Source organism: Salibacterium halotolerans (genome assembly GCF_900115625.1).
GTDB lineage: Bacteria > Bacillota > Bacilli > Bacillales > Marinococcaceae > Salibacterium > Salibacterium halotolerans.
The window spans coordinates 57,303-81,411 of the sequence record NZ_FOXD01000006.1 but is presented as its reverse complement, the minus strand read 5'-3'; the positions used below and the strand labels follow the sequence as shown (position 1 = coordinate 81,411).

Genomic DNA, 24,109 nt, shown 5'->3' with positions numbered 1-24,109 from the left:
CAAGTCTGCAAAGTATCTTAACGCAAAGGGGACATCGCATGATGAAAAAATTAGTTGTGGTAGGCGGTGGTTACGGAGGAATGCGGATTCTGCAGAAGCTGCTTCCCAACGAGCTGCCCGATGACGTGGAGCTCGTTTTGATTGATAAACTGCCGTACCACTGTATGAAGACGGAATATTACGCCCTTGCCGCCGGGACAGAATCGGATCAGGAAGTGCGTGTGCCGTTTCCGAAAGAAGACCGTTTAACGCTCCGCTTCGGCACGGTGGAACGCATTGACAGACACAATCAGCTGATCCACCTGCTTGGAGAAGAACCTGTGTCGTATGATCACCTGATTATCGGACTCGGCTGTGAGGATAAATACCACGGTGTTCCAGGTGCCGACGTTCATACGTTCAGCATCCAAAGTATGGAAAAAACACGCCGCACCAGCGAAGCATTGAACAACCTTCCGCCAAACTCCGTCGTATCGGTAGTCGGCGCGGGACTCAGCGGCGTGGAACTGTCCAGTGAGCTCAGAGAAAGCCGCGACGATTTATATATCCGGCTGTTTGACCGCGGTGATACGATTCTGCCGATGTTCCCGAAAAGACTCAGCAACTACGTGCAGAATTGGTTTGAAAAAAACAATGTGGATGTCATCAGTAACTCCGATATCACTAAGGTAGAAGAAGACGGGCTCTATAACCACAATGAGTTTATGCCATCAGATGCCATTATCTGGACAGCCGGTGTCCAGCCGAATAAAGTAGTCCGTGATCTGGATGTGGAAAAGGATGATAAAGATCGCGTCATCCTTACCAACCATCATCACCTTCCGGACGATGAAAATGTGTATGTTGTAGGCGACTGTGCGAGTCTCCCGCACGCGCCGAGCGCCCAGCTTGCCGAAGGGCAGGGAGAACAGATCGCGTCCATCCTGAAAAAGCGCTGGAAAGGGGAAGAACTCCCGAACCGGCTGCCTCCGATTAAACTGAAAGGAGTGCTCGGCTCCCTCGGTAAAAAACACGGTTTCGGTGTCATGGGAGAAACAGCACTTACCGGCCGGGTGGCACGTCTTTTGAAGAGCGGTGTATTATGGATGTATAAACACCACACCGGGGTATAAAAGGGATCAATTAGAACTGGTGGACACATACGGTTATATCCCGTTTTGTCCTGGTTGCCACTCACGGGTGTTTCATAGTAGAATGTGTAGTAAGCCTTGCGTTTGGTAAAGGTAGAAGAAAGGAGAGATTGAATCATGCCGCAAACGACTGACAATATGTATGCACAGGTTAATGAAGTTCTCGAAAAACTCCGTCCGTTCCTCCTTCGCGACGGCGGGGATGTTGAATTAGTAGATGTTGAAGATGGCATAGTTAAAGTTCGGCTGATGGGAGCATGCGGTTCCTGCCCGTCCTCCACTATCACATTGAAAGCCGGTATCGAGCGCGCGCTGCTCGAAGAAGTACCAGGCGTTGTCGAACTCGAGCAGGTATTTTAAATACAGAACGAAAAAAGAGCGGAGTCCGGTTTTTACAGCCCGGACTCCGCTCTTTTTTGCGTATGGAAGTGTATTTTTTACCAGCTACATGCTCATGGTGCTGTCTTCGTTCATTTTCACGTACTTCGTACTGGCTCCGAATGCATCAGGCTGCGCCGTCTGCACATCGAAATCCGGAAAATCGAGCTGGATCTGCCTCCGGACATTTTCCCCTTCTCCGCGGGGAGCGAGGCACATCACTGTCGGACCGGCTCCGCTGAGCGCCGCGCCGTATGCTCCGTACTCTTTGGCATTTTCCATCATATCCACCAGACCCGGAACAAGCTTCGCCCGGTAGGGATGATGAAATACGTCCTGCCCCATCATTTTTCCGGCCAGTTCCCATTCTCCTTTTAACAGTGCTGCCACCAGAACATTGCTGACAGAGCTGCCCCGGATGGCCTGATGATAGTCCACCTGTCCAGGAAGAATCCCGCGCGCTTTTTTTGTCATAAGTTCCGTCGCGGGAACAGCCATGACAAGATCGACGCCCGGTACACCACAGTGAACCATATCCGTCGCTTCCTGGGAATGAGCCCCTACAAGCAGTCCGCCGTAAAGGCACGGTCCTACATTATCGGGATGGCCTTCCCAAAGACTCGCAAACCTCATTTTTTCCTTTTTCGAAAGAGAAGCACCCGTTAACTGATCAGCCAGTTCCACTGCGGCAATGATCGCTGCCGCACTGCTTCCCAGACCCCTGGCAAGCGGAATATCGCTGGTCATGGTTACACGGCATGGCGGCAGTTCCAGTCCAAGCTGTCCGGCGAGTTCCGCCGCAGCTACATAAATGAAGTTCTCTTTTCCCTGCGGAATATCCTGAAGCTCCGCGGATTTTGACGAGAAATGCCATTCCGGAGCCGGTTCTGCTTCGAGGGTCAGATAGCGGTTCACAGCCAGGCCGATCGAATCAAATCCCGGACCAAGGTTCGCGGAACTTGCCGGCACGGTAATGACCAGCTTCTCATCTTGCACCCGCGGCACCTCCTTTAATCTTCTCCAGAAACGCTTCTTCACTGTTTGGAATGACGGTCGGTTTCACTGTTACCGTATCGATGGCGGTGCTTGGATCTTTCAGTCCGTTTCCGGTGAGCACACACACCACCTTGGATCCTTGGGGAATCTCGCCGCTTTCCAGCTGTTTTTTGAGACCGGCGATGGAAGCACACGAAGCCGGCTCAGCAAAAATGCCTTCTTTCTGCGCCAGCAGCTGATAGGCGTTAAGAATTTCCTCATCGGTCACAGAGTGGATGGCGCCATTTGATTCCTCCGCTGCCTCAACCGCCCCGGACCAGCTTGCCGGGTTACCAATACGGATCGCGGTGGCCACAGTTTCCGGATCATCGATCACCCGGTTCTGCACAATCGCCGATGCTCCTTCTGCTTCAAATCCACGCATCTCGGGCAGAGCGGTTCCCCTGCTCTCATAATACTCTTTGAATCCTTTCCAGTACGCGGTAATGTTTCCGGCATTACCGACCGGGATAGAGAGCACATCCGGTGCTTCTCCCAGTGCATCACAGATTTCAAAGGCCGATGTTTTCTGTCCTTCAATCCGGTAGGGGTTGACCGAGTTCACGAGCGTAATATTTTCTTTTTCGCTGATGGAGCGAACAATCTCAAGAGCGTGGTCGAAATTACCCTGAATTTCAAACACTTCCGCTCCGTACATCACCGCCTGAGCGAGTTTGCCAAGCGCAATTTTGCCTTCCGGAATAACAACAATACACCGGAGGCCGGCTCTGGCGGCATAGGCAGCGGCCGAAGCCGACGTGTTGCCGGTGGAGGCACAGATGACAGCTTTGCTTCCTTCTTCTTTCGCTTTGGCCACCGCCATCACCATGCCGCGGTCTTTAAACGAACCGGTTGGATTCGTCCCTTCGGTTTTTACATATATATCGGCTCCCCACTGCTCTGACAGATTCTCGAGGCCGATTAACGGGGTGTTCCCTTCATTCAGCGACAGTTTCGGTGTATGCTCTGTCAACGGTAGTAATTCATCATAGGCATGGAGCAAACCTTCCCAGCTGCTCATGAGACTTTTCCTCCCTCTACACGGTACGTGCTTTTTACATCAATAACAACGTCCATGTTCTCCAGTTCATGGTATATGCGTTCATAGGCGGCCCGGTTGGTGCTGTGCGTAATAATAACGACTTCCGACGCCGCGCCGTTCTCTTCTTCCAGCGGCCACTGCTGCAGCTTGTCAAATCCGACATCTTCTTTTTTGAACAAGGAAGAAAGATCGTCGAACGTGCCGGTCTGGTCTTTCACATGAAGACGGATGAAGTATTTCGATTCCACTTCCTCATTGTTTTGAAGAGCTTTCGTGTGAAGCGGTTTGGAAACCGTGCTTCCGACTGCTCCCAGCATCATATTTTTCACGACTGCCGTAAGATCCGACACAATCGCCGTAGCTGTCGGAAGCGATCCGGCACCGGGTCCGTAGAACATCGTTTCCCCTACCGCTTCACCGTGAATATACACGGCATTGTATTCATCCTGTACGGAAGCGAGAGGGTGATCGTTTGGAATGAGCATTGGCTGAACAGTCAGTTCAATCCGGTCTTCCACCCGCTTGGCGAGCCCAATCAGTTTCAGGCTGTAACCGAGCTGGGCACAATACTGCATGTCTTCTGTAGTGACACCGCGGATGCCTTCCACTTCAACATCTTCAAGCTCCACATTCATGGAAAAACCGAGCCTTGCCAGAATCGCGATTTTTCTCGCGGCATCAAGGCCGTCCACATCCGAGGTCGGATCACTTTCTGCAAAACCGAGTTCCTGCGCCTCGACAAGAACTTCATCGTAGTCCCGTTCATCCTGAAACATTTTCGTCAGGATGTAGTTGGTTGTCCCGTTCATGATTCCCATAATCCGTGAAATCCGGTCACCTGCCAGTCCTTCAGTCATGCCGCGGATGACCGGAATGCCTCCGGCAACGCTTGCTTCGTACAGCAGCCAGCAGCCATTCTCCTCCGCTGCCTGAAGCAGTTCTGTTCCGTGCAGAGCCATGACGTCTTTGTTTGCGGTAATGACATGCTTTTTGCTTTGAAGAGACTGAAGAATGTAATTCCGCGATTCTTCAATGCCCCCCATCACTTCGATAACAATTTGGATCTCCGGGTCTTGCAGAACATCAGCCGCGTTTTCTGTCAAGGTCGTACCTTCCACGTTCACACTACGCTGCTTCGATGCATCCTGAACGAGTATTTTTTTCGCATATATTTCACACCCGGTCTGGTGCGTCAGTTCCTGCCGGTGATCTTCCAGTATCCGGATCACACCGCTTCCTACGGTTCCAAGACCTAATATACCAACCGCCGCTTTTTGTGCCATGTTCTCTCTCCTCCTGCTGCTTCTATCTGTTTCTATTCCCATCCTTTTGTTCTCACAGGAAAAACAAATGTCTTTTTATAATGGACATTATATAAGGTTTTGCGGTATTTTACAAGAGCGCTGAACGGACCTCTCACCAAAGTCATCCAGCCGCCCGGGTGTCACAGGGACCAATCCGACAGCGTCGCCACGGCATGGGTCGGCAATGCAGGTTTTGAGGAGAGTGCATGAATCGGCGTTACACCGGTGCCGACGTGCAGCGTGGATACTCCCGCACGAATTCCGGCGGTAATGTCCGTTTCGTAATTATCCCCCACCAGGAGAAGCTTGTCTTTTGGTACACCGAGCAGCTTCCGGGCCTGATCGATCATCATCGGTTCAGGCTTTCCCATAAAGGCCGGTTCCACTCCTGTAGTAAGTGCGACGATGGATGTTAAAGCGCCGTTTCCCGGGATAAATCCAGTTTCCGACGGCATCGCCTTATCAGCGTTGGTACTGATGAACACGGCGCCGTTCTGGACAGCGGCGGCCGCGGTGGCTGCTTTGCTGTAAGTGAGTTCCCGGTCCATCCCCATCACCACATAATCGGGATTGTCTTCTTTTTCCACAATACCGGCTGACTCCACAGCCTCTTTCAGACCTGCTTCTCCAATGACGTAAGCAGTGGGAGCAGACGGCAGTGTGTGTTCGGATTTTATGTAGGACGCCGCTGCCATGCTCGTCGTCAGCACCTGATCCTCCCTGCAGGGCACTCCCATCTTCACAAGTTTTTCTGCCACAGAACGGGGAGGGGTTGTTGAATTATTGGTGACAAATACATAGGGAATCCCTTTACCATAGAGTCTGTTTACGACATCCACTGCTTCAGGAATGGCGTCGCTTCCCCGGTAAATGGTTCCATCCAGATCGAAAAGATACGCCTTGTAAGATGCGTTGTACTCCTTCATTGCCCGCGTTCATCCTCCGGGAGAAAAGCCGATACGGTGCCCGGTTCTTTTTCCAGAAAGTCGCGCACGCGTCCCGGGAAATGTTCCAGTGCTTTCTCGTGGCGGAGCATTGTTTCATGAAGATCCTGCACCTGGATCGCGTAATAATCCTGCAGCAGCGTGCGGCGGTACCCTATAATGGTTTTCAGCCCTTCTGCCTCTTCGGCTGGCAGCACGTTTTCGTCCTCGAGAATATCGACAATATCCTCGTAACTCCCGGCGTCCCTCATCACAAATCCATCGATCAGCTGATTGCCGGTATCCGTTACGGCTTCCACCCAGCCCTGCGCCATTCTCTCAAGCGCCAGTTTCTTCAGCTCGGTATCCACCCTGCCGAGGCTTTTAAACGTTTCCGCCAAAGTTTCTGTGTACTTCAGTATCTCTTCGATTTGTTTCCGGTCTACAAAATACAACTCGAAACCTCCCCTTATGACATGTTCTCATCGTATTATACCACATGCTGTGCCCTTGTTTTCCATGAAAGAAATTATCCATTGACCTTACTTTTGTGATAGGATAATGACGGATTTATTCTCACATGGAAAAGATGGAGGAGGACATACTGTGGATAGAGAATTAGCGCTTGAAATCGTCCGGGTGACAGAAGCGGCAGGTATCGCATCCGCCCAGTGGTTCGGCCGCGGCGAAAAAAACGAAGCTGATGATGCGGCCACCACCGCAATGCGCACCATGTTTGATTCGGTCAGCTGCAGGGGCACGGTAGTCATAGGAGAAGGCGAAAAAGACCAGGCACCGATGCTTTATATCGGCGAAGAAGTCGGCAGCGGGGACGGTCCGGAAGTGGACATTGCCGTCGATCCTCTCGAAGGAACCAATATTGTCGCAGGCGGACGGGCCAATGCCATGGCGGTCATTGCCGCCGCGGACCGGGGCACCCTTCTTCACGCACCGGATATGTACATGGAAAAAATCGTCGTCGGTCCTAAAGCCGCCGGATTAATAAGAATTGATGATCCGATTGAAAAAACCATTGAAATAACAGCCAAAATGACGAATAAACGAGTTCGGGATCTGACGGTTATCATCCAGGACCGGGACCGCCACCAGCATCTGATTGACCGGGTACGGGCCAAAGGAGCAAGAGTGAAATTGTTCGGGGACGGGGACGTCGGTGCTTCCATTGCCACTGCGCTTCCGCAGACAGGCATTGATTTGTTTGTCGGAACGGGCGGCGCTCCGGAAGGTGTCATCTCCGCCGCTGCCATCAAAGCGCTTGGCGGCGACATGCAGGCCCGGCTGGCCCCAAGAGATGATCAGGAACTGCAGCGCTGCCGGGAGATGGGCATTGAAGATACAGATGAACCTCTGGAGCTCCGTGATCTCGTCAAAGGCGACGACGCCATCTTTGCTGCGACAGGCGTATCGTCCGGTGAACTGCTCGAAGGTGTCCGCTTTCTCGGAGGAGACTGGACGGAGACAGATTCCATCGTGATGCGCGCCAAAACACGTACGGTGCGGTTCATCAAGGCTCATCACCACCTGGAACATAAACCTCATCTGATTATGGAGGAAGAATAGCACCGGCTTTTTATCAAATGCTGCAACAGATATTCCCTCTCATGCCCGGCTGTTCAGCCGGGCATTTTAAAAAGGAGGAGGGAAAAACATGACGAACCGATACCAGAAAAACCGGGAACGCCATGAATCCGCAGAATACGAAGATTTCTCCAACGTTGAAGATGCGCGTGACACCGTGCTGCCGGAAATTTTTCCAGAGGGACCGTATGGTTCTCCTATTGAGAAAAAGCCGGGGAAAAGCACGCCCTGGAAAAAAGGACAGCATGCCATCAGCGCCTTTACGTATGAAAATAGGGATCTTCACAACGACAACCCGCGGCATTATCCAAACAGCCACCCTGTTCATTCCTATTCCCAAAAGAAAAAATAAAATACACGGGAGCTGAAAGACCGGGGCGGTTCATGAAAAAAGGCAGTGCCCCTCCAACGTTTATTGGTACTCTGACGTTGGAGGGGCACTGCCGCATGGTTCGGTGTTTCTTTTTTAATGCTTTTTCTCATTTTTTTATTCCGCCTGTTCTTCCCGCACCTGCTTCAGTACGAAATAGGCGCAGCCGAAATTACAGTATTCGAGAAGGTAATCCTGGAGGGTGCTGATTTTAAAATCGTATGATACCTTTTTCCTGGAATCTTCAAAAAAGCCCCGGAGGCGAAGTTGATTGTGCCCCCAGTCGCCTACAATATAATCATATTTATTCAGCACTTCGCTGTAACGTTCTTTAAAAACCTGTTCATCCCAGCCGTCCCTTGATTCTTCCAGCAGTTCGTAGTTGCGGCCGTGAACCTGAATCACAACCAAACACCTCACTTTACTTGTCTCTGCTATTATAGCACATCCCAGCTATCTCGTATATTACCGCTAATTCCCATCTTAGAATGCCGGATAAGCAGCCATACTAACAGCAGGACCATTGCAGGAAAGGGGGAAATGCATCATGAGAACAATCGTTTTTATTGTTATTCTTTTTCTCTTCATGCAGGGATGCAGCGGATTCACGAGCATGGATAAAGAAGATCTGGCTGCGGAATACGGCCCGGAGGATTCTCTGGATTATATCTCTGATAATAAAGATGACGCTCCGGAAGGCCGCAGTACCGGGAATTTGTTTGGATGGAACAAAAGCGACAGTACAGAACCGGATCTCGACGAGGATTTGTCCTTGCATGACCTCCTGGATCGTCAGGGTATTGCGGAAGGATTAAGCAAGATTCTCGTTAAATCACCGGATGTGAACAAAGCCGGTGTATTAATTACCAACGAATACGCACTGGCGGCTTTCGAACCAGGTTCCGACGACAGCAGCGAAGCAGCAAAACGCGTGAAAATGATGGTGGAAGCCGCTGTCCCGTATTTTTTTGTCACCGTTGTTACGGATAATCCGACAATGATCCAGGACCTCGAAGCATTTAAAGGTATGGATGCTCGCTCGAGTGAAGGCCGTGAAGCCCTTCGTCATACGATTGACACGATGCTGAAGATGACAGAACAACCAACCACACCCAAAGAAAAGACCGCCTCCATGCAGGAATAGCGGTCTTTTTTTCATTAAGCGCGGTATTTGTCGGCTTCTTCGAGCACCTGTGCTTCGTTGACCTGTTCGTCCGCGTGATAGGAAGAGCGCACGAGCGGACCGGCTTCACAGTGACTGAACCCTTTTTCCATCGCGATTTCCTTCAGCTCGGCGAATTCTTCCGGAGTATAATAACGCTGCACTTTCAGGTGCTTTTTGGATGGCTGCAGATACTGTCCAATCGTCAAAATATTAACGTCGTGAGCACGGAGATCGTCCATCGTTTCGACAACCTCTTCTTTTGTTTCCCCAAGTCCGACCATCAGACTTGATTTTGTCGGAATATCCGGATGCAGTTCTTTGGACTGCTGCAGAAACGTCAGAGTGCGTTCGTATGTAGCTCTGGCTCTTACTTTCGGAGTCAGACGACGCACGGTTTCCACGTTGTGGTTCAGGATGTTCGGACGCGCTTCCATCAGTGTTTCCAGGTTTTCCGGGCGTCCCATCATATCTGAGGGCAGCACTTCAATGGTTGTTCCCGGATTGCGGCGGCGGATGGCGCGCACGGTTTCAGCGAAAACTGCGGAACCGCCGTCTTTCAGGTCATCCCGGGCTACAGCGGTGATAACGACGTGCCGCAGTCCCATCTGCTCTACAGACTCTGCCACCCGTTCCGGTTCGCCCCAGTCGAGTTCGTTCGGCAGACCGGTTTTCACGGCGCAGAAACGGCAGCCGCGTGTGCAGACGTCCCCGAGTATCATGAATGTAGCTGTTTTCCGTTCACCCCAGCACTCATGGATATTCGGACACTTCGCTTCTTCACAGACGGTATGCAGGTTTTTCTCCCGCATCATTTTTTTCAAACCCTTATAGGATTCATTGGTATTTAATTTTATTTTGAGCCATTCCGGTTTACGCAGATACTCTTCTGTTTTTGCCACTTTTATCACTCCTGCTGCTTGTTTCGGTAGGAATTTCTTTCATGTAACAACTGTATATCCTTTACTTTAACATGTCCGGCACACCGCCGCCAAACTTCTTTTACCTTTCCAGTACCTGGGTGTTATGAAAAAGCGGATGTGGCACACACTATAAGCAGAAAATCAACGAGGAAAGAATGATAAAACATGAGAAAATTAATGATCATGACAATGGTATTGCTGATTGCCGGTGCAGCAGAAACAGTACCGGCTGATGCGGAAAAAGAGCCGGAACAGGATATGTACGCCGAACGCATGGCTCTGTATAAAAATATGGAAACCGTCACCCACATTCCGTGGTATTGGCTGGCCGGTGCCGACGCGTATGAGAGAGGGATACGAAGCGCCGGCACAGAGCGGGAAGAAGCCGAAGGGGCCATCAGCATTTATTACTCCCCGAAGGAATGGAGCGGCCCGCTGAATCCTGAATTTGATGCCGAAGATCCGGCGGCTGTTTCCATGTTTAACGGTGCCGGACTGGACGGAAACGGCAACGGCACGGCTTCCTTGTCGGAGGATGCGGATGTGCTGTACACTTTTGCCTCGTACCTTGCGGGATACGGGTATGATGACGATAACATCCGGCAGGGACTGTGGGATTACTACCACCGCGATCAGGCGGTCCGCAGCATCACCAATCATGCGCGGATTTACCGTAAATACGGTACCCTTGACCTGGATGACCATTCTTTTCCCGTGCCGCTTCGTTATAACTACAGTTACAACAGCACGTGGGGGGACTCGCGCGGCTGGGGCGGCCGCCGCATCCACGAAGGAACGGATATCTTCGCGGACTACCGCACCCCGGTCCTGGCCACGTCCTACGGTGTCGTAGAACTGACAGGCTGGAATAAATACGGAGGCTGGAGGCTTGGTATCCGGGATCTTACGAATACGTATCATTACTTCGGCCATTTGACCAGTTATGAAGAAGGACTGGAAAAGGGAGATATTGTCGCTCCGGGAGACACTATCGGCTACGTGGGAAGCTCCGGGTACGGCCCGCCGGGCACCGAAGGAAAATTCCCGCCGCATCTGCACTACGGCATGTACCGCGATAACGGATACAGTGAGTGGTCGTTTGACCCGTATCCTTCGCTGAAGTCATGGGAGAAACAGGCGAAGAAAGACGCCTCGGCGTGAAAAAGTGCTGAGAATACCGGGCCCGCCGATATTACCTCACGCACCACGCCGCGTCCCATATGAAAAGGCTGCCCGTATCAAACGGGACAGCCTTTTTTCTATTGTGCGTTATTTTCGTTGTTTGGCCTTACTCCGGGCATACAATATGCTTGAAATAAGACCGCCCCAGATAATAATCATACCGAGAATCATCATAAATATTGCGCCGCCTGTCATCTCTATCACGCCCCCTTGTCCGCTTCGGTTTCCGGATTACGTCTCCAGCGGATGAGAGCCAGAATGACACCTATGATCAGAGCTGCCGCCGGGACAGACCAGCCGTTTGTCAGGATGAACATATCTGGAAAGCCCGAATAGTTTCCAGTTTCAGTATCAAACTGCTTCATCAGGTTCTGGCGGAACAGATCAAACATCATATACCCAAGTACAATCGGGGTGATGAGGCCGAGACAGAGTTTCCACAATCCACCGACCCGGATATCGGAAATACTGTTGGCGTGATCCTGGAGCACACCGAGTCTGCGCATGAACCATGCAATAGTGACAACTTCCACCAGGCCGAGCAGTGCCACACCGAACTGGTTGATGAAATAATCCGCCGCATCAAGGAAGTGAAGGCCGCCGCGGGTCGCATACAAAAGCGAAATGAGCGCAGCCGCACCTCCCCCGAACAGGACGGCTTTGCCACGGGAGATGTTCAATTTCTCCGACAAGCCTTTCACGTATGTTTCCGTAATGGAAATTAACGAAGAAAGACCCGCCAGTGTCAGGGAAGCAAAAAACAGAAATCCGAACAATCCGCTGAGTACCGGGAACTGGTTGATAATCTGCGGAATCACAACAAAAGCAAGGCCTATTCCGTCAGATGCCACATCTTCCACCGGTACGCCCGACTGGGTGGCCATAAAACCGAGTGCTCCGAAAATACCGATGCCGGCGAGAAGTTCAAAGCTGGAGTTACTGAATCCGGTAATAAAGGCATTGTTCGTAATATCCGATGTTTTCGGAAGATAACTCGAATACGTAATCATAATCGCAAACGCGATCGATAGACTGAAGAAAATCTGACCGTACGCCGCCACCCAGACGTCGCCGTTCATAATAGCCGAGAAATCAGGCTCAAAGAAGGCCTGCAGACCCTGCGCCGCTCCGGGAAGCGTCACCGCACGGATAACGATAATGATAAAAATAATACAGAGTGTCGGAATGAAAATCCGGTTCGCAAGCTCGATTCCTTTTTTGACACCGCGGTAAATGACGCCGAGCGTGACGGCCCAGACGATGATGAGCGGAATCAGGATGCCTGGAACAAGACCTCCAACCTGCCCGGGATCAGCGGCCTGCAGAAAATCCTGAAACAGGAAGGTCTCTGTATCCTGCCCCCACTGCAGATTGAAAGAAAAAATACTGTAGGATATCGCCCAGCCGATGATAACCGCATAGTACGTCGAAATGACGAACGCGACAAGCACCATCCACCAGCCGATCCACTCTGACTTCGGGTTCATTCTGGCATAGCTCAGCGGCGCAGATCCGCGGTATTTATGACCTATTGTGAATTCCATAATCAAAAGCGGAATTCCCGCCGTAAGCAGGGCAAATAAATAAGGGATGAAGAAAGCGCCGCCGCCGTTTTCAAAGGCTGTTGCCGGAAAACGCCAGATATTTCCGAGCCCTATGGCGGAGCCGACCGCAGCCAGAATAAAGCCGGCGCGTGTTCCCCACTGCTCTCTCATACTCATGATTCTGTCTCCTTTTTAATATGTTGTACGCTGTTTATATATTCAAAATAGTGGTGCAATAACATGCAGCTACTGTCCTCCTTTTTTCTACTATTTTCTGATAATTCATTGTATTATTGTAATTTTTTCTGTGACATTTGTCAAAACAGGGTTTCATTCCATTGTCTGTTCTTCAAATGCAGGTTCTTCAGGCTCCTCGGTTTCTTCGACTGTCTCCTCACTACTGCTGTTATTATTCAGATCTTCTTCCTGTATGACAGCCGGGGCTGGCATTTCGCCGTCACCTGCATTGTAAAATTCCGGAACTTCCCCTGATATGAAGGCTACGCCGACAGGAATGGATGTCGCCACCACGGCAGTATCCGTCGCAAATGGAATGACGACCCGGACGTCAACTTTGATATCAATCGATACCCTGACATACGTGTTGTTGATGCCGGATTCAATAATCGACTCACTCATCGAAGCCTTCACGTGACCGATAGCGGTGAAACGTACCGGAACCCTGGGTCCGAGCTGGGCAAGCAGCGCATTGTTGGTAGCCTGCCCGAGCGGAATGACATGAATGATGCCGTCTTCGGTGAACTGATCGGTATTCAGTTCCTGCTCGATTTCCTGAGGCAGCCCGAGGTCCTTGATATTCCCTTCTTCCATCATCTGCAGGTACCGCTGCACCCGCATAACGGATTCCGACTGCACCCGGTTGTACATTTTGGAATTAAAGTTAATCGATGACACGTTACCCTGATTATCGTGCTGCATATCAATAATATCTTCCACATCAATATTCTCTACGATTTTATTGGAGATAGCATCATTGATAGCCTGTGTGGCGAGCTTCTGTGTTTCTGTATGGGCGATAGCCATCAACGTCGGCCGTATTCCTTTTTCAACCAGAATTAATCCCTGTACCGTGAACAATCCGAATAATACAAACGATATTAAAAACACATACCGGAAAGGGAGCGGTCCTCTTAGAAGCCGTGGTTTCTTGAAAATTCGTCCCCGTTTTTTCATGGGTGCCCCGTCCTCCTTTGCCTGCTTCATGTATATGCAGGAAAAGACAGGTTCAAACCATGATTTATTGTTTTCTCTCGAGCGTCAAAAACGTGTGGGGATGCTTGTTTTTCTCATCCATATGCCCCTGTTCTTCGCATACGACATGCCAGTCTTTTTCTTCCCATGGCGGGAAATATGTATCGCCGTTGAAATGTTCATGGATAATGGTGAGATGCATCCGGGATGCATGCGGAAGCAGCTCTTCAAAAAGTGCTTCTCCACCGATCACAAACCACTCTTTCTCCTCATCTCCATCACCGAGCACCTTTACTTCTTCCACAGTGTGCACCAACTCACAGCCCGCAGCATCCAGAGATGGGTTGGAGGTCAGAATGATATTCTGCCGCCCCGGCAGCGCTTTTCCTATCGATTCAAATGTCTTCCGTCCCATAATGACGGGAGCACCGTACGTCACCTGTTTGAAGTGTTTTAAATCGTTTGGAAGATGCCACGGCATCGAGCCGTTCAGCCCGATCACCCTGTTCTCATCCATAGCAGCGACAAAACTGATCATATCGATACTTCTCCTTTTATATGAGGATGTGGATCATAGTCCTGCAGTTCAAAATCATCAATCGAAAAATCAAAGATGGAATCGATCTCCGGATTGATTTTCATCTCCGGGAGAGAGCGGGGGGTGCGCTCGAGCTGCTGTTTCACCTGATCAAGATGATTCAGATAAATGTGGGCATCACCAAATGTATGGACAAATTCATACGCCTGCAGCCCGCATACCTGGGCGATCATCTTTGTCAAAAGCGCGTACGATGCGATGTTGAACGGTACACCGAGAAACATATCGGCACTGCGTTGATAAAGCTGACAGGAAAGTTTTCCGTCGTGTACGTAAAACTGAAACAGGCAATGGCACGGCGCAAGCGCCATGTCATCTATTTCCGCTGCATTCCAGGCGCTGACGATCAGACGGCGGGAATCGGGATTGGTTTTGATCTGTTCAATCACCTGTGAAATCTGGTCTACCGTTTTGCCGTCCGCTCCTTCCCAGGAACGCCACTGCTTGCCGTAAATCGGTCCGAGTTCACCGTCCTCCCCGGCCCACGGCTTCCAGATACGGACGTTGTTTTCTTCAAGATACCGGTTATTTGTATCTCCTTTCAAAAACCATAGTAATTCGTGGATGATTGAACGAAGATGCAGTTTCTTCGTTGTCAGCACCGGAAATCCTTCTTCCAGATTAAAACGCATCTGCCAGCCGAATGTGCTGATGGTGCCGGTACCGGTACGATCGTCTTTTCGAATACCATTGTCCAGAATGTGCCGGCACAGCGTTAAATACTGTTCCATCTCTCTTCCACCTTTCAAAATAGGGATACATCTATTTTCTCCTCATCATCTTCATTGTTGGTAATCGTAATGTCCATGCGAACAGACAGGTCGATATCATAAGGTTCGGACAAGGGTGTCCCGTCCTGTTCAACAATGCGTATAACCGGCCTCCAGGGAAGATTTCTGTTCTGCTTCACGACAACCGCTTTGCTGCCGTTACTCACATTGACACATACACCATTTGGAAACAGCGCAATCACTTTCTGAAACGCCGCAACGATATCATGATCAAAAAGGGTCCCCGCTCCTTGATACAAAATCTCAAGCCCTTCATGGGGAAGCATGGCTTTACGGTAGACACGATGGGACGTTACGGCATCAAACACATCAGCTACCGCCATCACTTTCGCATAGTCATGAATATCTTTTCCGAAGCGGCCGTGTGGATACCCGCTTCCATCGATACGCTCATGATGCTGAAGGGCGCAGTGAGCAGCGAGAATCGGGACGTTGGGAAGGTCTTTCAGCAGATAATAGCCGTCGAGTGTATGCTGCTTTATCATGTCGAATTCTTCATCCGTCAGCTTCCCCGGCTTATTCAATACGTTTTCCGGCACATTCATTTTTCCGACATCATGCAAAATGGCGCCCAGACCGATGTCACGCAGCGCTTTATCTGAAAAGCCGAGCTCCACCGCGAGACGGAGCGTGTATACGGTAACCTGCAGAGAGTGCGTAAAGACATAGGAATCGTAAAGCAGCACATCCGACAGCAGCCCGATGGCTTCATCGTGGCTTTTCACGTCGGTCAGCACCATATCCACAATATTGGAAAACGTTCTGCTCAGATTTCTCCCTCTGAATGACCCGGCCAGATTCTCTTCCTTTCCAATCCAGTGAAACTCTTCTTTCATTGTCTGTACAGCTTGAAGCCTTGTTTCATCCCGCAGCGGCTGCTTTACTTCGATATCACTAGTGAGGGGATCTTCCACATAAACATAGGTGAACGACTTTTCCATTAAACGCTTAATGAGCCCGTGCGTCAATTCCACTCCGCGGTGAAGCAGAATCTTTCCTTCATCATCGACCAAAGCTTTTCCAAGTTTTTCACCCGGGTTCAGAGACTGGACCCGCTTAACCCTCATGGCAATGTCACTCCTTTTCCTCCCCGGTTCCTTTTTTGATCAGCGGGGTTATCCCTCTTTGTGCTTCAATGCAAAAGCAAGTACATCGCGCATCATTTCCGGCATGTAATATGTTTTGGGACCGCAGTGGGCAAGACCCGGAAACAGCGGACCGAATGTGAACATATCTGCTGTAGCCAACTGATACGTACGCTTTGGGTCCAGACTTTCCCCGTGAATCTGAATATCCTTTATCTGTTCGCGGGTGCCGTTTTTTTCCCAGACGATATCCATACCGGAAAAAGCCATTCTGCCGAGCACTTCTCCGCGGAAACCAAGTCCTTTCACTGGAAGATGAATCATTTTTTCGGTAAAAGCGGCCGAAATCGTTTCTTTTAACACCGCTCCCGGCACGGGCAGGACGCACGGGTTGATAGGATGCGGACAGAGACGGTGCAGATCCGCGCGCCTCACCGTTCCGGACGGAAGGGACTTAAGCAGCAGACCGGAATTGACCATGGATATTTCTGCACCGCACCATTCTCTCAATCCTTGCGCCAGCTTGTCGGCAAAAGGGGATTCATCCGTCCAGGATACCGGAAGGGGCTCCTCCATAAAAGCAACGGCATGGTTCATCGTCGCTTCTGCATCTTTTTTCAATTGTTGAAGCAGGTGATTGGTTCCGCTGTCAGGTTCTTCCTTACTGATATCGACAGCTGCCCCTTCTTTATTGATAAGCTGCTTTGTTTCTTTATCAAATTCCAGTTTCACCTGGCCGGCATAGTAACCGCTTTTCCCGCACTGGGCAATCAGTGTGTCATTCTGCAGGATCGATGTTTTCAGAAGGTGGTGGGTGTGTGCCCCGAGAATCACATCAATATCCGAATACGTACGCGCAATCTCTTCATCCTGAGGATAGCCGAGGTGGGACAGAAGAACAACAGCATCGGCCTGCTGCTTCACTTCAGCGGCCAGACCGGGAAGAATGTCAAGAGGGTCTCTCACATCCCACCCCAGTTCACGGTAAAACGGATAGAAAGGCACCGTCATGCCGATCAGGCCGATCCGCACTCCTTCTTTTGTTTCGACAATGTCATAAGGCCGGGCCCAGGCAGGCAGGTGCCCGTTCTCGTCGAAAAGATTAGCAAGCAGCACTGTAAACTCCGCCTCTTCATATAAGGCTTCCAGCTCAACTTTGGATAACGTAATTCCCTCATTATTGCCGATGGCAGCATAATGAATGCCGCCCTGATTTAAGAGTGCCACATTTCCTTTCCCACGGGTCGCCTCCGTCACGGGGTGAACCCGGTCCGCATGATCACCGAGATCAAAAAACAGGGCGGTTTCCTCTTTTTTATCATGAAAACGGGCGCATTCTTTCACGTAGGACACCGCTGCCGGCCACTGCTCCAGGTTGCTGTGCAGATCATTCGTATGGTATAGGTAAATAGGTTGTAGAGAAGACAATAACGTGCACCGCCTTTTTATAACTGCAGCATGATACTGGTGCTAGGTTCCGGTTATTCCCTGCCATATTAATCGTATGCCTATAATAACAAGGAATATCCTGAGAATAAGGACAAGGGTATTACTTTTCAGACGCTGATTGACAACGGCTCCGATTTTCGCCCCGACCCACGCTCCCGGTATAAGCGCGAGCGCATACAGCCATTCCACATTTCCGAGGGCGATATGGGAAACAGAGCTGGTCAGCGCGGACAGCAGTACAAGGAACATCGAAGTCGCCACGGCTGTGTGAGGAGGAAAGCGGAACAAAAGAATCATAACCGGTACCATGAGCGAACCGCCTCCGATACCGAACAGACCCGAGCACATTCCCACTACAAAAGCGATCAGAACACCTGCGACCGGCTGAAAACCATATTCTCTTTCGTTTCCCTCTGCATCTATGTATGTTCTCTGAATCCCTTTTTTCCGGACTTTCACCTGAGGGAGCCGGTTACGGACAATCAGAATAAACGACATGAGAATCATGAAAAGACCGAACCAAACGAGAAAAGGATCCGTTTCCATTCCTTTATTCAACCAAACCCCTGTTAGTGCGCCCGGTCCGCTCCCGATAAAAAATACAGACCCGGCCACATAATCGATCCTTTTTTGTTTCATGTAGGCAAGCGTTGACGAAAGACCGGTAAAAATCATGATTAAAAGGGACGTACCAACCGCCGTCTGCGGCGTAACAGCAGAGAAAAATTCATCTATGCCGCTGTAAACCATCAATGCCGGTACCACAATAATACCGCCGCCAAGACCCATAAGGCTTCCGAGCACCCCTGCCAGCAGCCCTGTCAGGACCAACAGGATCCACACCATACTATCCCTCTTTTCCAGACCGCGTTCCTACCGTTTTTTCGGAACAAACGTATTCCTCTATTCTACTACGATTCCATATCATCAAACAATGACATTTGGCGGGAAGCCAGCCCGTCGTATGATATACCTGCCGTTTCCAGAAAGGTTTTAGCGTTGGGAGCTGCATGCCGGCCCGAATTATTATTGAAAATGAAAAAGATGTTCTCTGTTTGTTTCTCCAGAAGCTGCAGCCGTTCATGCCAGAATTTCAGCTCATCAAGGGAATAGTCATATAAATAACGGACATTCCGCCAGTTCTCCCCCTGCACCGGACGTCTCCATGCTTCTTTGTTGCGGCCGTGGAGGCGTACCAGTGTTTTTTCAGGATCGGTGGCACGCAGTACAAGCGGTACAGATCCTTCTTCGATCTGCGGCTCATCACAGATGCTGTGAATCCACTCTTCCTGTTTCATAAACGCCAGTGTTTTTTCTTTCCATTCCTCATGAAACCACGACGCATGACGAAACTCCAGGGCACAGGGAAAACCGGCCAGTTCTTCCCGCACGTAACGCAGGTAGGCAACGTTTTCTTTATTGCATTCAAACCAGGGCGGAAACTGGCACAGTACTACAGCTAATTTCTGCGCCTCCTTCATCGGCTCAAGCGAAGCCTTGAACGCTGCAAACATTTCTTTTTTGGAGGAAAACGGAATCTCTCCACGTTCATGACCGGTAATGCCTTGATACGCTTTCACAATGAACGAAAAACGCTCCGGCGTCTGCCGGATCCATTTCTCCATATTTTTTCGGGGCTGTACGGCATAAAACGAGGAATCCAGCTCTACGACCGGAAAGTGCGCACTGTACTCCTCCAGCTTTTCATGCTGCCGAATGCCCGGCGGATACAGCCGGTCATGGTCGCCCCAGCCTGTCAATCCAGTCAGAATCATATCAGTCTCCCCTTATGCAGATGTAGGAAAGGAAAAAGCGAACCCTTCGGACGGGTCCGCTTTTTGACAGTGTTCTTCTATTAACCAATGGATCCTTCCATCTCGAAACGGATAAGGCGGTTCATTTCGACCGCATATTCCATCGGCAATTCTTTCGTAAACGGTTCGATAAAGCCCATCACGATCATTTCCACCGCTTCTTCTTCGGAAATGCCGCGGCTCATCAGATAAAAGAGCTGCTCTTCTGATACTTTGGAAACCGTGGCTTCGTGTTCAAGCGCGATGTTATTGTTCATGATTTCGTTATACGGAATAGTGTCCGACGTGGACTCATTATCCATAATGAGCGTATCACATTCCACTTTCGACTTGGAGCCTTCCGCTTTCCGGCCGAAGTGGGCGATACCGCGGTACGTCACTTTACCTCCGTGTTTGGAAATCGACTTCGATACGATCGTGGAAGAGCAGTTCGGTGCCAGGTGCATCACTTTGGCGCCGGCGTCCTGGTGCTGGTTTTTACCAGCAATCGCGATGGAAAGGATGGTTCCTTTCGCACCTTCCCCGCGCATCAGCACCGACGGATACTTCATCGTGAGCTTGGAACCTATATTGCCGTCGACCCATTCCATGGTGGCGCCGGCGTCAGCGGTCGCACGCTTTGTTACAAGGTTGTATACGTTCGGCGCCCAGTTCTGGATTGTGGTGTAACGGCAGTAAGCGTTACGTTTCACAGAAATCTCAACAACGGCGCTGTGAAGGGAGTCCGTGTTGTATACCGGAGCAGTACACCCTTCCACATAGTGAACCGAACTGTCTTCGTCGGCAATAATGAGAGTCCGCTCGAACTGCCCCATGCTTTCCGAGTTGATACGGAAGTATGCCTGAAGCGGTGTTTCGGTCTTCACTCCTTTTGGAACGTAGATGAAGGAGCCGCCGGACCAAACCGCGGAGTTCAGTGCCGCGAATTTGTTGTCTGACGGAGGAATAACTTTACCGAAATGTTCTCTGAAGAGGTCTTCGTTTTCTTTCAGAGCCGTATCCGTATCTTTAAATACGATACCCATTTCTTCAAGGTCTTCCTGAAGGTTGTGGTACACCACTTCTGATTCATACTGTGCCGATACGCCGGCAAGGTACTTCTGCTCGGCTTCCGGGATTCCGAGTTTATCAAAGGTGTTCTTGATTTCTTCCGGTACTTCATCCCAGGATGTTTCCGAGCGCTCAGAAGGTTTTACATAATACGTGATATCGTCAAAGTCAAGACCCGACAGGTCACCGCCCCACTGCGGTGTCGGCATCTTATAGAACTGTTCCAGTGCTTTCAGACGGAAGTCCAGCATCCACTGCGGTTCTTCTTTCATATGGGATATTTCACGAACAACGTTTTCCGTAAGTCCCCGTTCGGAACGGAACACCGAGACGTCTTTATCATGAAACCCGTACTGGTACTCTTCCATTTCCGGCATTTGCTTAGCCATTATTAAATGACCTCCTTTTTAGGAAAATCCATAGATTTTTTAAATCTTCTGCCGTTGTACAAGGTTATCGGGTTGTACTCTCCATTATAGGGGCTAACCCCCCTATAATGAAAGACATACAGCTTTATTTCCTGCCATTCAATCCGTTTCTTCTTCTTCCTCATTATCAAGGCCTTTTTCCATGGCCTTCCAAGCAAGTGTCGCACATTTGATTCTGGCAGGAAATTTTGTCACACCCTGCAGGGCTTCGATATCACCGAGATCATATTTCTCATCATCATAATCCTCCCCCTGCATCATCTGTGAGAAGATGTTGGACATTTCGAGCGCATTTTCCACCGGCTGCCCTTTGACAGCTTCTGTCATCATCGAAGCGGAAGAGAGGCTGATGGAGCATCCCTCTCCGACAAACTTAGCGTCTGAAATTTTATCATCTTCTACTCTCAACTGCAGTTGAATGCGGTCGCCGCAGGTTGGATTGTTCATGTTGACATGGAGAGTTTCCCCTTCCATATCCCCTTTATTTCTCGGGTTTTTATAATGATCCATGATGACCTGACGGTAAAGAGTATCGAGATTACTATGCAAAGACATCACCAAAATACTCCTTTGTTTTTATTAGGCCGTCTGTGAGGGCATCCACATCTTCTTTCGTATTATAGATGTAAAAACTTGCCCTGGCCGTGGCCACCACGTTCAGCCACTTCATAAGCGGCTGCGCACAGTGGTGACCCGCCCGGACCGCTATCCCCCCGATGTCAAGCGCGGTGGCCGCATCGTGGGGATGAACGTCATCTATATTAAACGTAACCAAAGCTGCGCGTTCTTTCGGACCGTAAATGTGGAGACCGTCAATGCTTCTCAGGCTTTGCAGGGCGTACTGCGCCAGTTCTTCTTCATGGGCTTCGATGTTTTCCATGCCGATATCTTCGAGAAAATCAATCGCAGCACCCAGGCCTATTGCTCCTGCAATCAGAGGCGTGCCGCCTTCGAATTTCCACGGCGTTTCTTTCCAGGTGGAATCGTACAGATCCACAAAATCAATCATTTCTCCGCCGAATTCCACCGGTTCCATTTTTTCAAGCAGGCGCTTCTTACCGTAGAGGACACCGATGCCGGTCGGCCCTCCCATCTTATGACCGGAAAAAGCGAAGAAGTCACAGTCAAGATCCTGAACGTCCACCCTCATGTGCGGAACACTCTGTGCACCGTCGACAACGGTCACCGCATCATGCTGATGTGCAATCTGTGTGATTTCCTTAATCGGGTTGATGGTGCCGAGTACATTGGACACATGCGTGACGGCGACAATTTTTGTGTTGGACGTGATGGTACTCCGCACGTCCTCAAGGGACAGCGTTCCATCTTCCTGCATCGGCATGTACTTCAGGGAAGCTCCTGTCGCTTTGGCCGCCTGCTGCCATGGAATGATGTTACTGTGATGCTCCATCGGAGTCAGCACAATTTCATCGCCTTCCTGCAGGTTTGCCCTCCCGTAGCTTGAGGCAACTGTATTTACAGCGGTCGTGGTGCCGCGGGTAAATATAATATTGCGGGTGCTTGGAGCATGGATAAAGGACCGTACCTTTTCCCTTGCTCCTTCATACCCATCGGTTGCCATGCCTCCGAGGGTATGGACTCCTCTGTGCACATTTGAATTGTAGCGGCGGTAATAATCGCTCACCGCTTCAATGACATTATTAGGTTTCTGGGAAGTGGCTGCGCTGTCCAGATAGACAAGCGGGCTTCCGTTAACCTCCTGTTGAAGGATAGGAAACTGTTGTTTAATTTCCTTTACATCCATCAGTAGACTTTCCTTTCAATAACTTCCGTCAGTCGTTCTTTAACAGACTGAATAGGCAGTTCATTAACAACCGGCGCAAGGAAACCGTGAATAATCAAACGTTCGGCTTCCGTTCTTGAAATACCACGGCTCATCATATAGAACATCTGCATCGGGTCTACCCGGCCGACAGACGCAGCATGCCCTGCTGTTACATCATCTTCATCGATCAACAGAATCGGATTGGCGTCGCCGCGGGCACGTTCGCTCAGCATAAGAACACGTTCTGTCTGCTGCCCGTCTGCTTTTGTGCCGCCGTGTTTAATCTGGGTTACCCCGTTAAAAATCGAGGAAGCGTGGTCTTTCATGACACCGTGCGTCAAAATATGGCCGGTGGAATTTTTGCCGTAATGAATGATATTGGTCCAGAAGTTCTGGCTTTGATCACCGCGTCCGATGGAGACAGCTTTTGTATCTGCATGTGAGCCGTCCCCCTGAAGAACGGTCGTGTTGTCGGAAACGGTATTGCCTTCATTCATCTGGCCGAGCGCCCATTCCAGATATCCATCTCTTTCCACACGGCCGCGGCGGTTCACATAGGTCGTGACGCCTTTTTCAAAATGGTCCACACCGCCGTAAGAAACTTTGGCATTCTGACCAACGTATACTTCAGAAACAATGTTGGCTGCGGCCGACTGCTCTCTGTCGAAGGAAGCATAGTTCTCAAGATACGTTACTTCACTGTTATCTTCGGCAGCGATAATAACGTGATTGAAAAGACCCACTTCCGGATTATCCTGCCAGTAAATAGTCTGAAGCGGCGCTTCCACGGTCACGTTTTTCGGAACGTAGATAAAGGTACCACCGTTCAAAAGCGCTACGTGCAGAGCCGTCAGTTGATGCTCATCTACATCAACAGCACTGCCCATAAAATATTTCTTCAACAGATCACTGTAATCTCTTGCCGCCGTTTCTATATCAAGAAACAGAACACCCTGCTCCTGAAGATGGTCACTTCCAGTCCGGTAGATCGGCTTGCCGTCCCGGAACACGATAAGATTTTGTTCTTCGGTGCTGCGGTCGATCAGTTTCTGAACGTCTTCATGAAGTTCATCTACCGAATCAATAGCGGATACTTCACCAGGATCATGCTTGAATTCGGTGAAATTCCACGTTTTTATATTGGTTTTTTCCGGCTTCGGCAGATTCAGCTCACCCGCCAGACGAATGGCGGCAATACGCTGTTCCGTCAGCCACTCGGGCTCCCCGCGGTTTTGGGAGTATTCTCTTACGTAGTTTTCATCGTAGGTCCATTTCGTATCCACTGACATTCTATTACCTCCCTC

Annotated in this window: 26 protein-coding genes; 6 read left to right on the top strand and 20 right to left on the bottom strand. The window is 50.2% G+C overall.

The features are described 5' to 3' along the window. Nucleotides 1-41 precede the first annotated feature (41 nt). Nucleotides 42-1,112, top strand: a complete 1,071-nt coding sequence (locus BM124_RS06830; protein WP_244504271.1) for an NAD(P)/FAD-dependent oxidoreductase — start codon at nucleotides 42-44, stop codon at nucleotides 1,110-1,112. A 135-nt stretch (nucleotides 1,113-1,247) separates the two neighbouring features. Then, complete coding sequence (locus BM124_RS06825; RefSeq protein ID WP_170841014.1) at nucleotides 1,248-1,490, top strand: NifU family protein; 243 nt, start codon at nucleotides 1,248-1,250, stop codon at nucleotides 1,488-1,490. 84 nt (nucleotides 1,491-1,574) lie between these two features. On the opposite strand, the gene thrB is transcribed toward BM124_RS06825, so the two are convergent. The 5 genes from thrB to BM124_RS06800 form a co-directional block, all read right to left on the bottom strand. Beyond that, nucleotides 1,575-2,504: a homoserine kinase gene (gene thrB / locus BM124_RS06820; protein WP_093336271.1), complete on the bottom strand. Its 930-nt coding sequence runs from the start codon at nucleotides 2,502-2,504 to the stop codon at nucleotides 1,575-1,577. Further along, entirely contained in the window at nucleotides 2,494-3,564 is a 1,071-nt protein-coding gene (gene thrC / locus BM124_RS06815) for a threonine synthase (protein WP_093336270.1), read from the bottom strand. Before thrC ends, thrB begins: the two co-directional genes overlap by 11 nt. Next, nucleotides 3,561-4,868: a homoserine dehydrogenase gene (locus BM124_RS06810; RefSeq protein ID WP_093336268.1), complete on the bottom strand. Its 1,308-nt coding sequence runs from the start codon at nucleotides 4,866-4,868 to the stop codon at nucleotides 3,561-3,563. Before BM124_RS06810 ends, thrC begins: the two co-directional genes overlap by 4 nt. A 161-nt stretch (nucleotides 4,869-5,029) precedes the next feature. Beyond that, nucleotides 5,030-5,815, bottom strand: a complete 786-nt coding sequence (locus tag BM124_RS06805; RefSeq protein WP_093336267.1) for a TIGR01457 family HAD-type hydrolase — start codon at nucleotides 5,813-5,815, stop codon at nucleotides 5,030-5,032. Then, on the bottom strand, nucleotides 5,812-6,267 hold the full coding sequence (locus BM124_RS06800; protein ID WP_093336266.1) for a DUF86 domain-containing protein: 456 nt from the start codon (nucleotides 6,265-6,267) through the stop codon (nucleotides 5,812-5,814). The genes BM124_RS06805 and BM124_RS06800 overlap by 4 nt, the downstream gene beginning before the upstream one ends. Nucleotides 6,268-6,418: 151 nt before the next feature. Here BM124_RS06800 and glpX point away from each other — a divergent pair, with 151 nt between their 5' ends. Together glpX and BM124_RS06790 are read left to right on the top strand one after the other, a co-directional pair. Continuing rightward, a complete protein-coding gene (gene glpX / locus BM124_RS06795) occupies nucleotides 6,419-7,393 on the top strand; it encodes a class II fructose-bisphosphatase (protein WP_093336264.1) in 975 nt (324 codons plus the stop codon). Between the two features lie 88 nt (nucleotides 7,394-7,481). Beyond that, entirely contained in the window at nucleotides 7,482-7,763 is a 282-nt protein-coding gene (locus BM124_RS06790) for a hypothetical protein (protein ID WP_093336263.1), read from the top strand. A 135-nt stretch (nucleotides 7,764-7,898) separates the two neighbouring features. Here BM124_RS06790 and BM124_RS06785 read toward each other — a convergent pair whose 3' ends face one another. Beyond that, entirely contained in the window at nucleotides 7,899-8,186 is a 288-nt protein-coding gene (locus BM124_RS06785) for a YutD family protein (RefSeq protein WP_093336261.1), read from the bottom strand. Nucleotides 8,187-8,328: 142 nt separating this feature from the next. Here BM124_RS06785 and BM124_RS06780 point away from each other — a divergent pair, with 142 nt between their 5' ends. Further along, complete coding sequence (locus BM124_RS06780; protein WP_093336260.1) at nucleotides 8,329-8,925, top strand: YhcN/YlaJ family sporulation lipoprotein; 597 nt, start codon at nucleotides 8,329-8,331, stop codon at nucleotides 8,923-8,925. A gap of 14 nt (nucleotides 8,926-8,939) precedes the next feature. Here BM124_RS06780 and lipA read toward each other — a convergent pair whose 3' ends face one another. Then, on the bottom strand, nucleotides 8,940-9,845 hold the full coding sequence (gene lipA, locus BM124_RS06775; RefSeq protein WP_093336258.1) for a lipoyl synthase: 906 nt from the start codon (nucleotides 9,843-9,845) through the stop codon (nucleotides 8,940-8,942). Between the two features lie 186 nt (nucleotides 9,846-10,031). Here lipA and BM124_RS06770 point away from each other — a divergent pair, with 186 nt between their 5' ends. Beyond that, nucleotides 10,032-11,027, top strand: a complete 996-nt coding sequence (locus BM124_RS06770; protein ID WP_093336257.1) for a M23 family metallopeptidase — start codon at nucleotides 10,032-10,034, stop codon at nucleotides 11,025-11,027. Nucleotides 11,028-11,135: 108 nt separating this feature from the next. Here the strand turns inward: BM124_RS06770 and BM124_RS06765 are convergent, their stop codons facing one another. From BM124_RS06765 to sufD, 13 genes are all read right to left on the bottom strand, one after another. Continuing rightward, complete coding sequence (locus tag BM124_RS06765) at nucleotides 11,136-11,243, bottom strand: methionine/alanine import family NSS transporter small subunit (protein ID WP_093336255.1); 108 nt, start codon at nucleotides 11,241-11,243, stop codon at nucleotides 11,136-11,138. 5 nt (nucleotides 11,244-11,248) lie between these two features. Continuing rightward, a complete protein-coding gene (locus BM124_RS06760; RefSeq protein WP_093336253.1) occupies nucleotides 11,249-12,769 on the bottom strand; it encodes a sodium-dependent transporter in 1,521 nt (506 codons plus the stop codon). A gap of 153 nt (nucleotides 12,770-12,922) precedes the next feature. Further along, nucleotides 12,923-13,786, bottom strand: coding sequence for a sporulation protein YunB (yunB, locus tag BM124_RS06755; RefSeq protein ID WP_093336252.1), 864 nt, complete (start codon nucleotides 13,784-13,786; stop codon nucleotides 12,923-12,925). Nucleotides 13,787-13,850: 64 nt separating this feature from the next. Further along, nucleotides 13,851-14,342, bottom strand: a complete 492-nt coding sequence (locus tag BM124_RS06750) for a dihydrofolate reductase (RefSeq protein ID WP_093336250.1) — start codon at nucleotides 14,340-14,342, stop codon at nucleotides 13,851-13,853. Continuing rightward, complete coding sequence (locus tag BM124_RS06745) at nucleotides 14,339-15,133, bottom strand: thymidylate synthase (RefSeq protein ID WP_093336249.1); 795 nt, start codon at nucleotides 15,131-15,133, stop codon at nucleotides 14,339-14,341. The genes BM124_RS06750 and BM124_RS06745 overlap by 4 nt, the downstream gene beginning before the upstream one ends. A 14-nt stretch (nucleotides 15,134-15,147) precedes the next feature. Beyond that, nucleotides 15,148-16,260 (bottom strand): HD-GYP domain-containing protein, encoded by a 1,113-nt coding sequence (locus tag BM124_RS06740; protein ID WP_093336247.1) that lies wholly within the window; start codon nucleotides 16,258-16,260, stop codon nucleotides 15,148-15,150. A 48-nt stretch (nucleotides 16,261-16,308) separates the two neighbouring features. After that, nucleotides 16,309-17,706 (bottom strand): bifunctional metallophosphatase/5'-nucleotidase, encoded by a 1,398-nt coding sequence (locus BM124_RS06735; protein ID WP_244504262.1) that lies wholly within the window; start codon nucleotides 17,704-17,706, stop codon nucleotides 16,309-16,311. A gap of 42 nt (nucleotides 17,707-17,748) precedes the next feature. Next, nucleotides 17,749-18,573 carry a sulfite exporter TauE/SafE family protein gene (locus BM124_RS06730; RefSeq protein WP_093336246.1) on the bottom strand — a complete coding sequence of 275 codons (825 nt, stop codon included), beginning with the start codon at nucleotides 18,571-18,573 and terminating at the stop codon, nucleotides 17,749-17,751. Between the two features lie 65 nt (nucleotides 18,574-18,638). Next, on the bottom strand, nucleotides 18,639-19,502 hold the full coding sequence (locus BM124_RS06725) for a DUF72 domain-containing protein (RefSeq protein ID WP_093336244.1): 864 nt from the start codon (nucleotides 19,500-19,502) through the stop codon (nucleotides 18,639-18,641). An 80-nt stretch (nucleotides 19,503-19,582) separates the two neighbouring features. Continuing rightward, the gene (sufB, locus tag BM124_RS06720; RefSeq protein ID WP_093336242.1) at nucleotides 19,583-20,980 is read right to left on the bottom strand and encodes a Fe-S cluster assembly protein SufB; all 1,398 of its coding nucleotides are present in this window, start codon (nucleotides 20,978-20,980) and stop codon (nucleotides 19,583-19,585) included. 138 nt (nucleotides 20,981-21,118) lie between these two features. Then, nucleotides 21,119-21,574 (bottom strand): Fe-S cluster assembly sulfur transfer protein SufU, encoded by a 456-nt coding sequence (sufU, locus tag BM124_RS06715; RefSeq protein WP_093336240.1) that lies wholly within the window; start codon nucleotides 21,572-21,574, stop codon nucleotides 21,119-21,121. After that, a complete protein-coding gene (locus BM124_RS06710; protein ID WP_093336239.1) occupies nucleotides 21,561-22,784 on the bottom strand; it encodes a cysteine desulfurase in 1,224 nt (407 codons plus the stop codon). Before BM124_RS06710 ends, sufU begins: the two co-directional genes overlap by 14 nt. Beyond that, nucleotides 22,784-24,094: a Fe-S cluster assembly protein SufD gene (sufD, locus tag BM124_RS06705; RefSeq protein ID WP_093336237.1), complete on the bottom strand. Its 1,311-nt coding sequence runs from the start codon at nucleotides 24,092-24,094 to the stop codon at nucleotides 22,784-22,786. Before sufD ends, BM124_RS06710 begins: the two co-directional genes overlap by 1 nt. Nucleotides 24,095-24,109 lie beyond the last annotated feature (15 nt).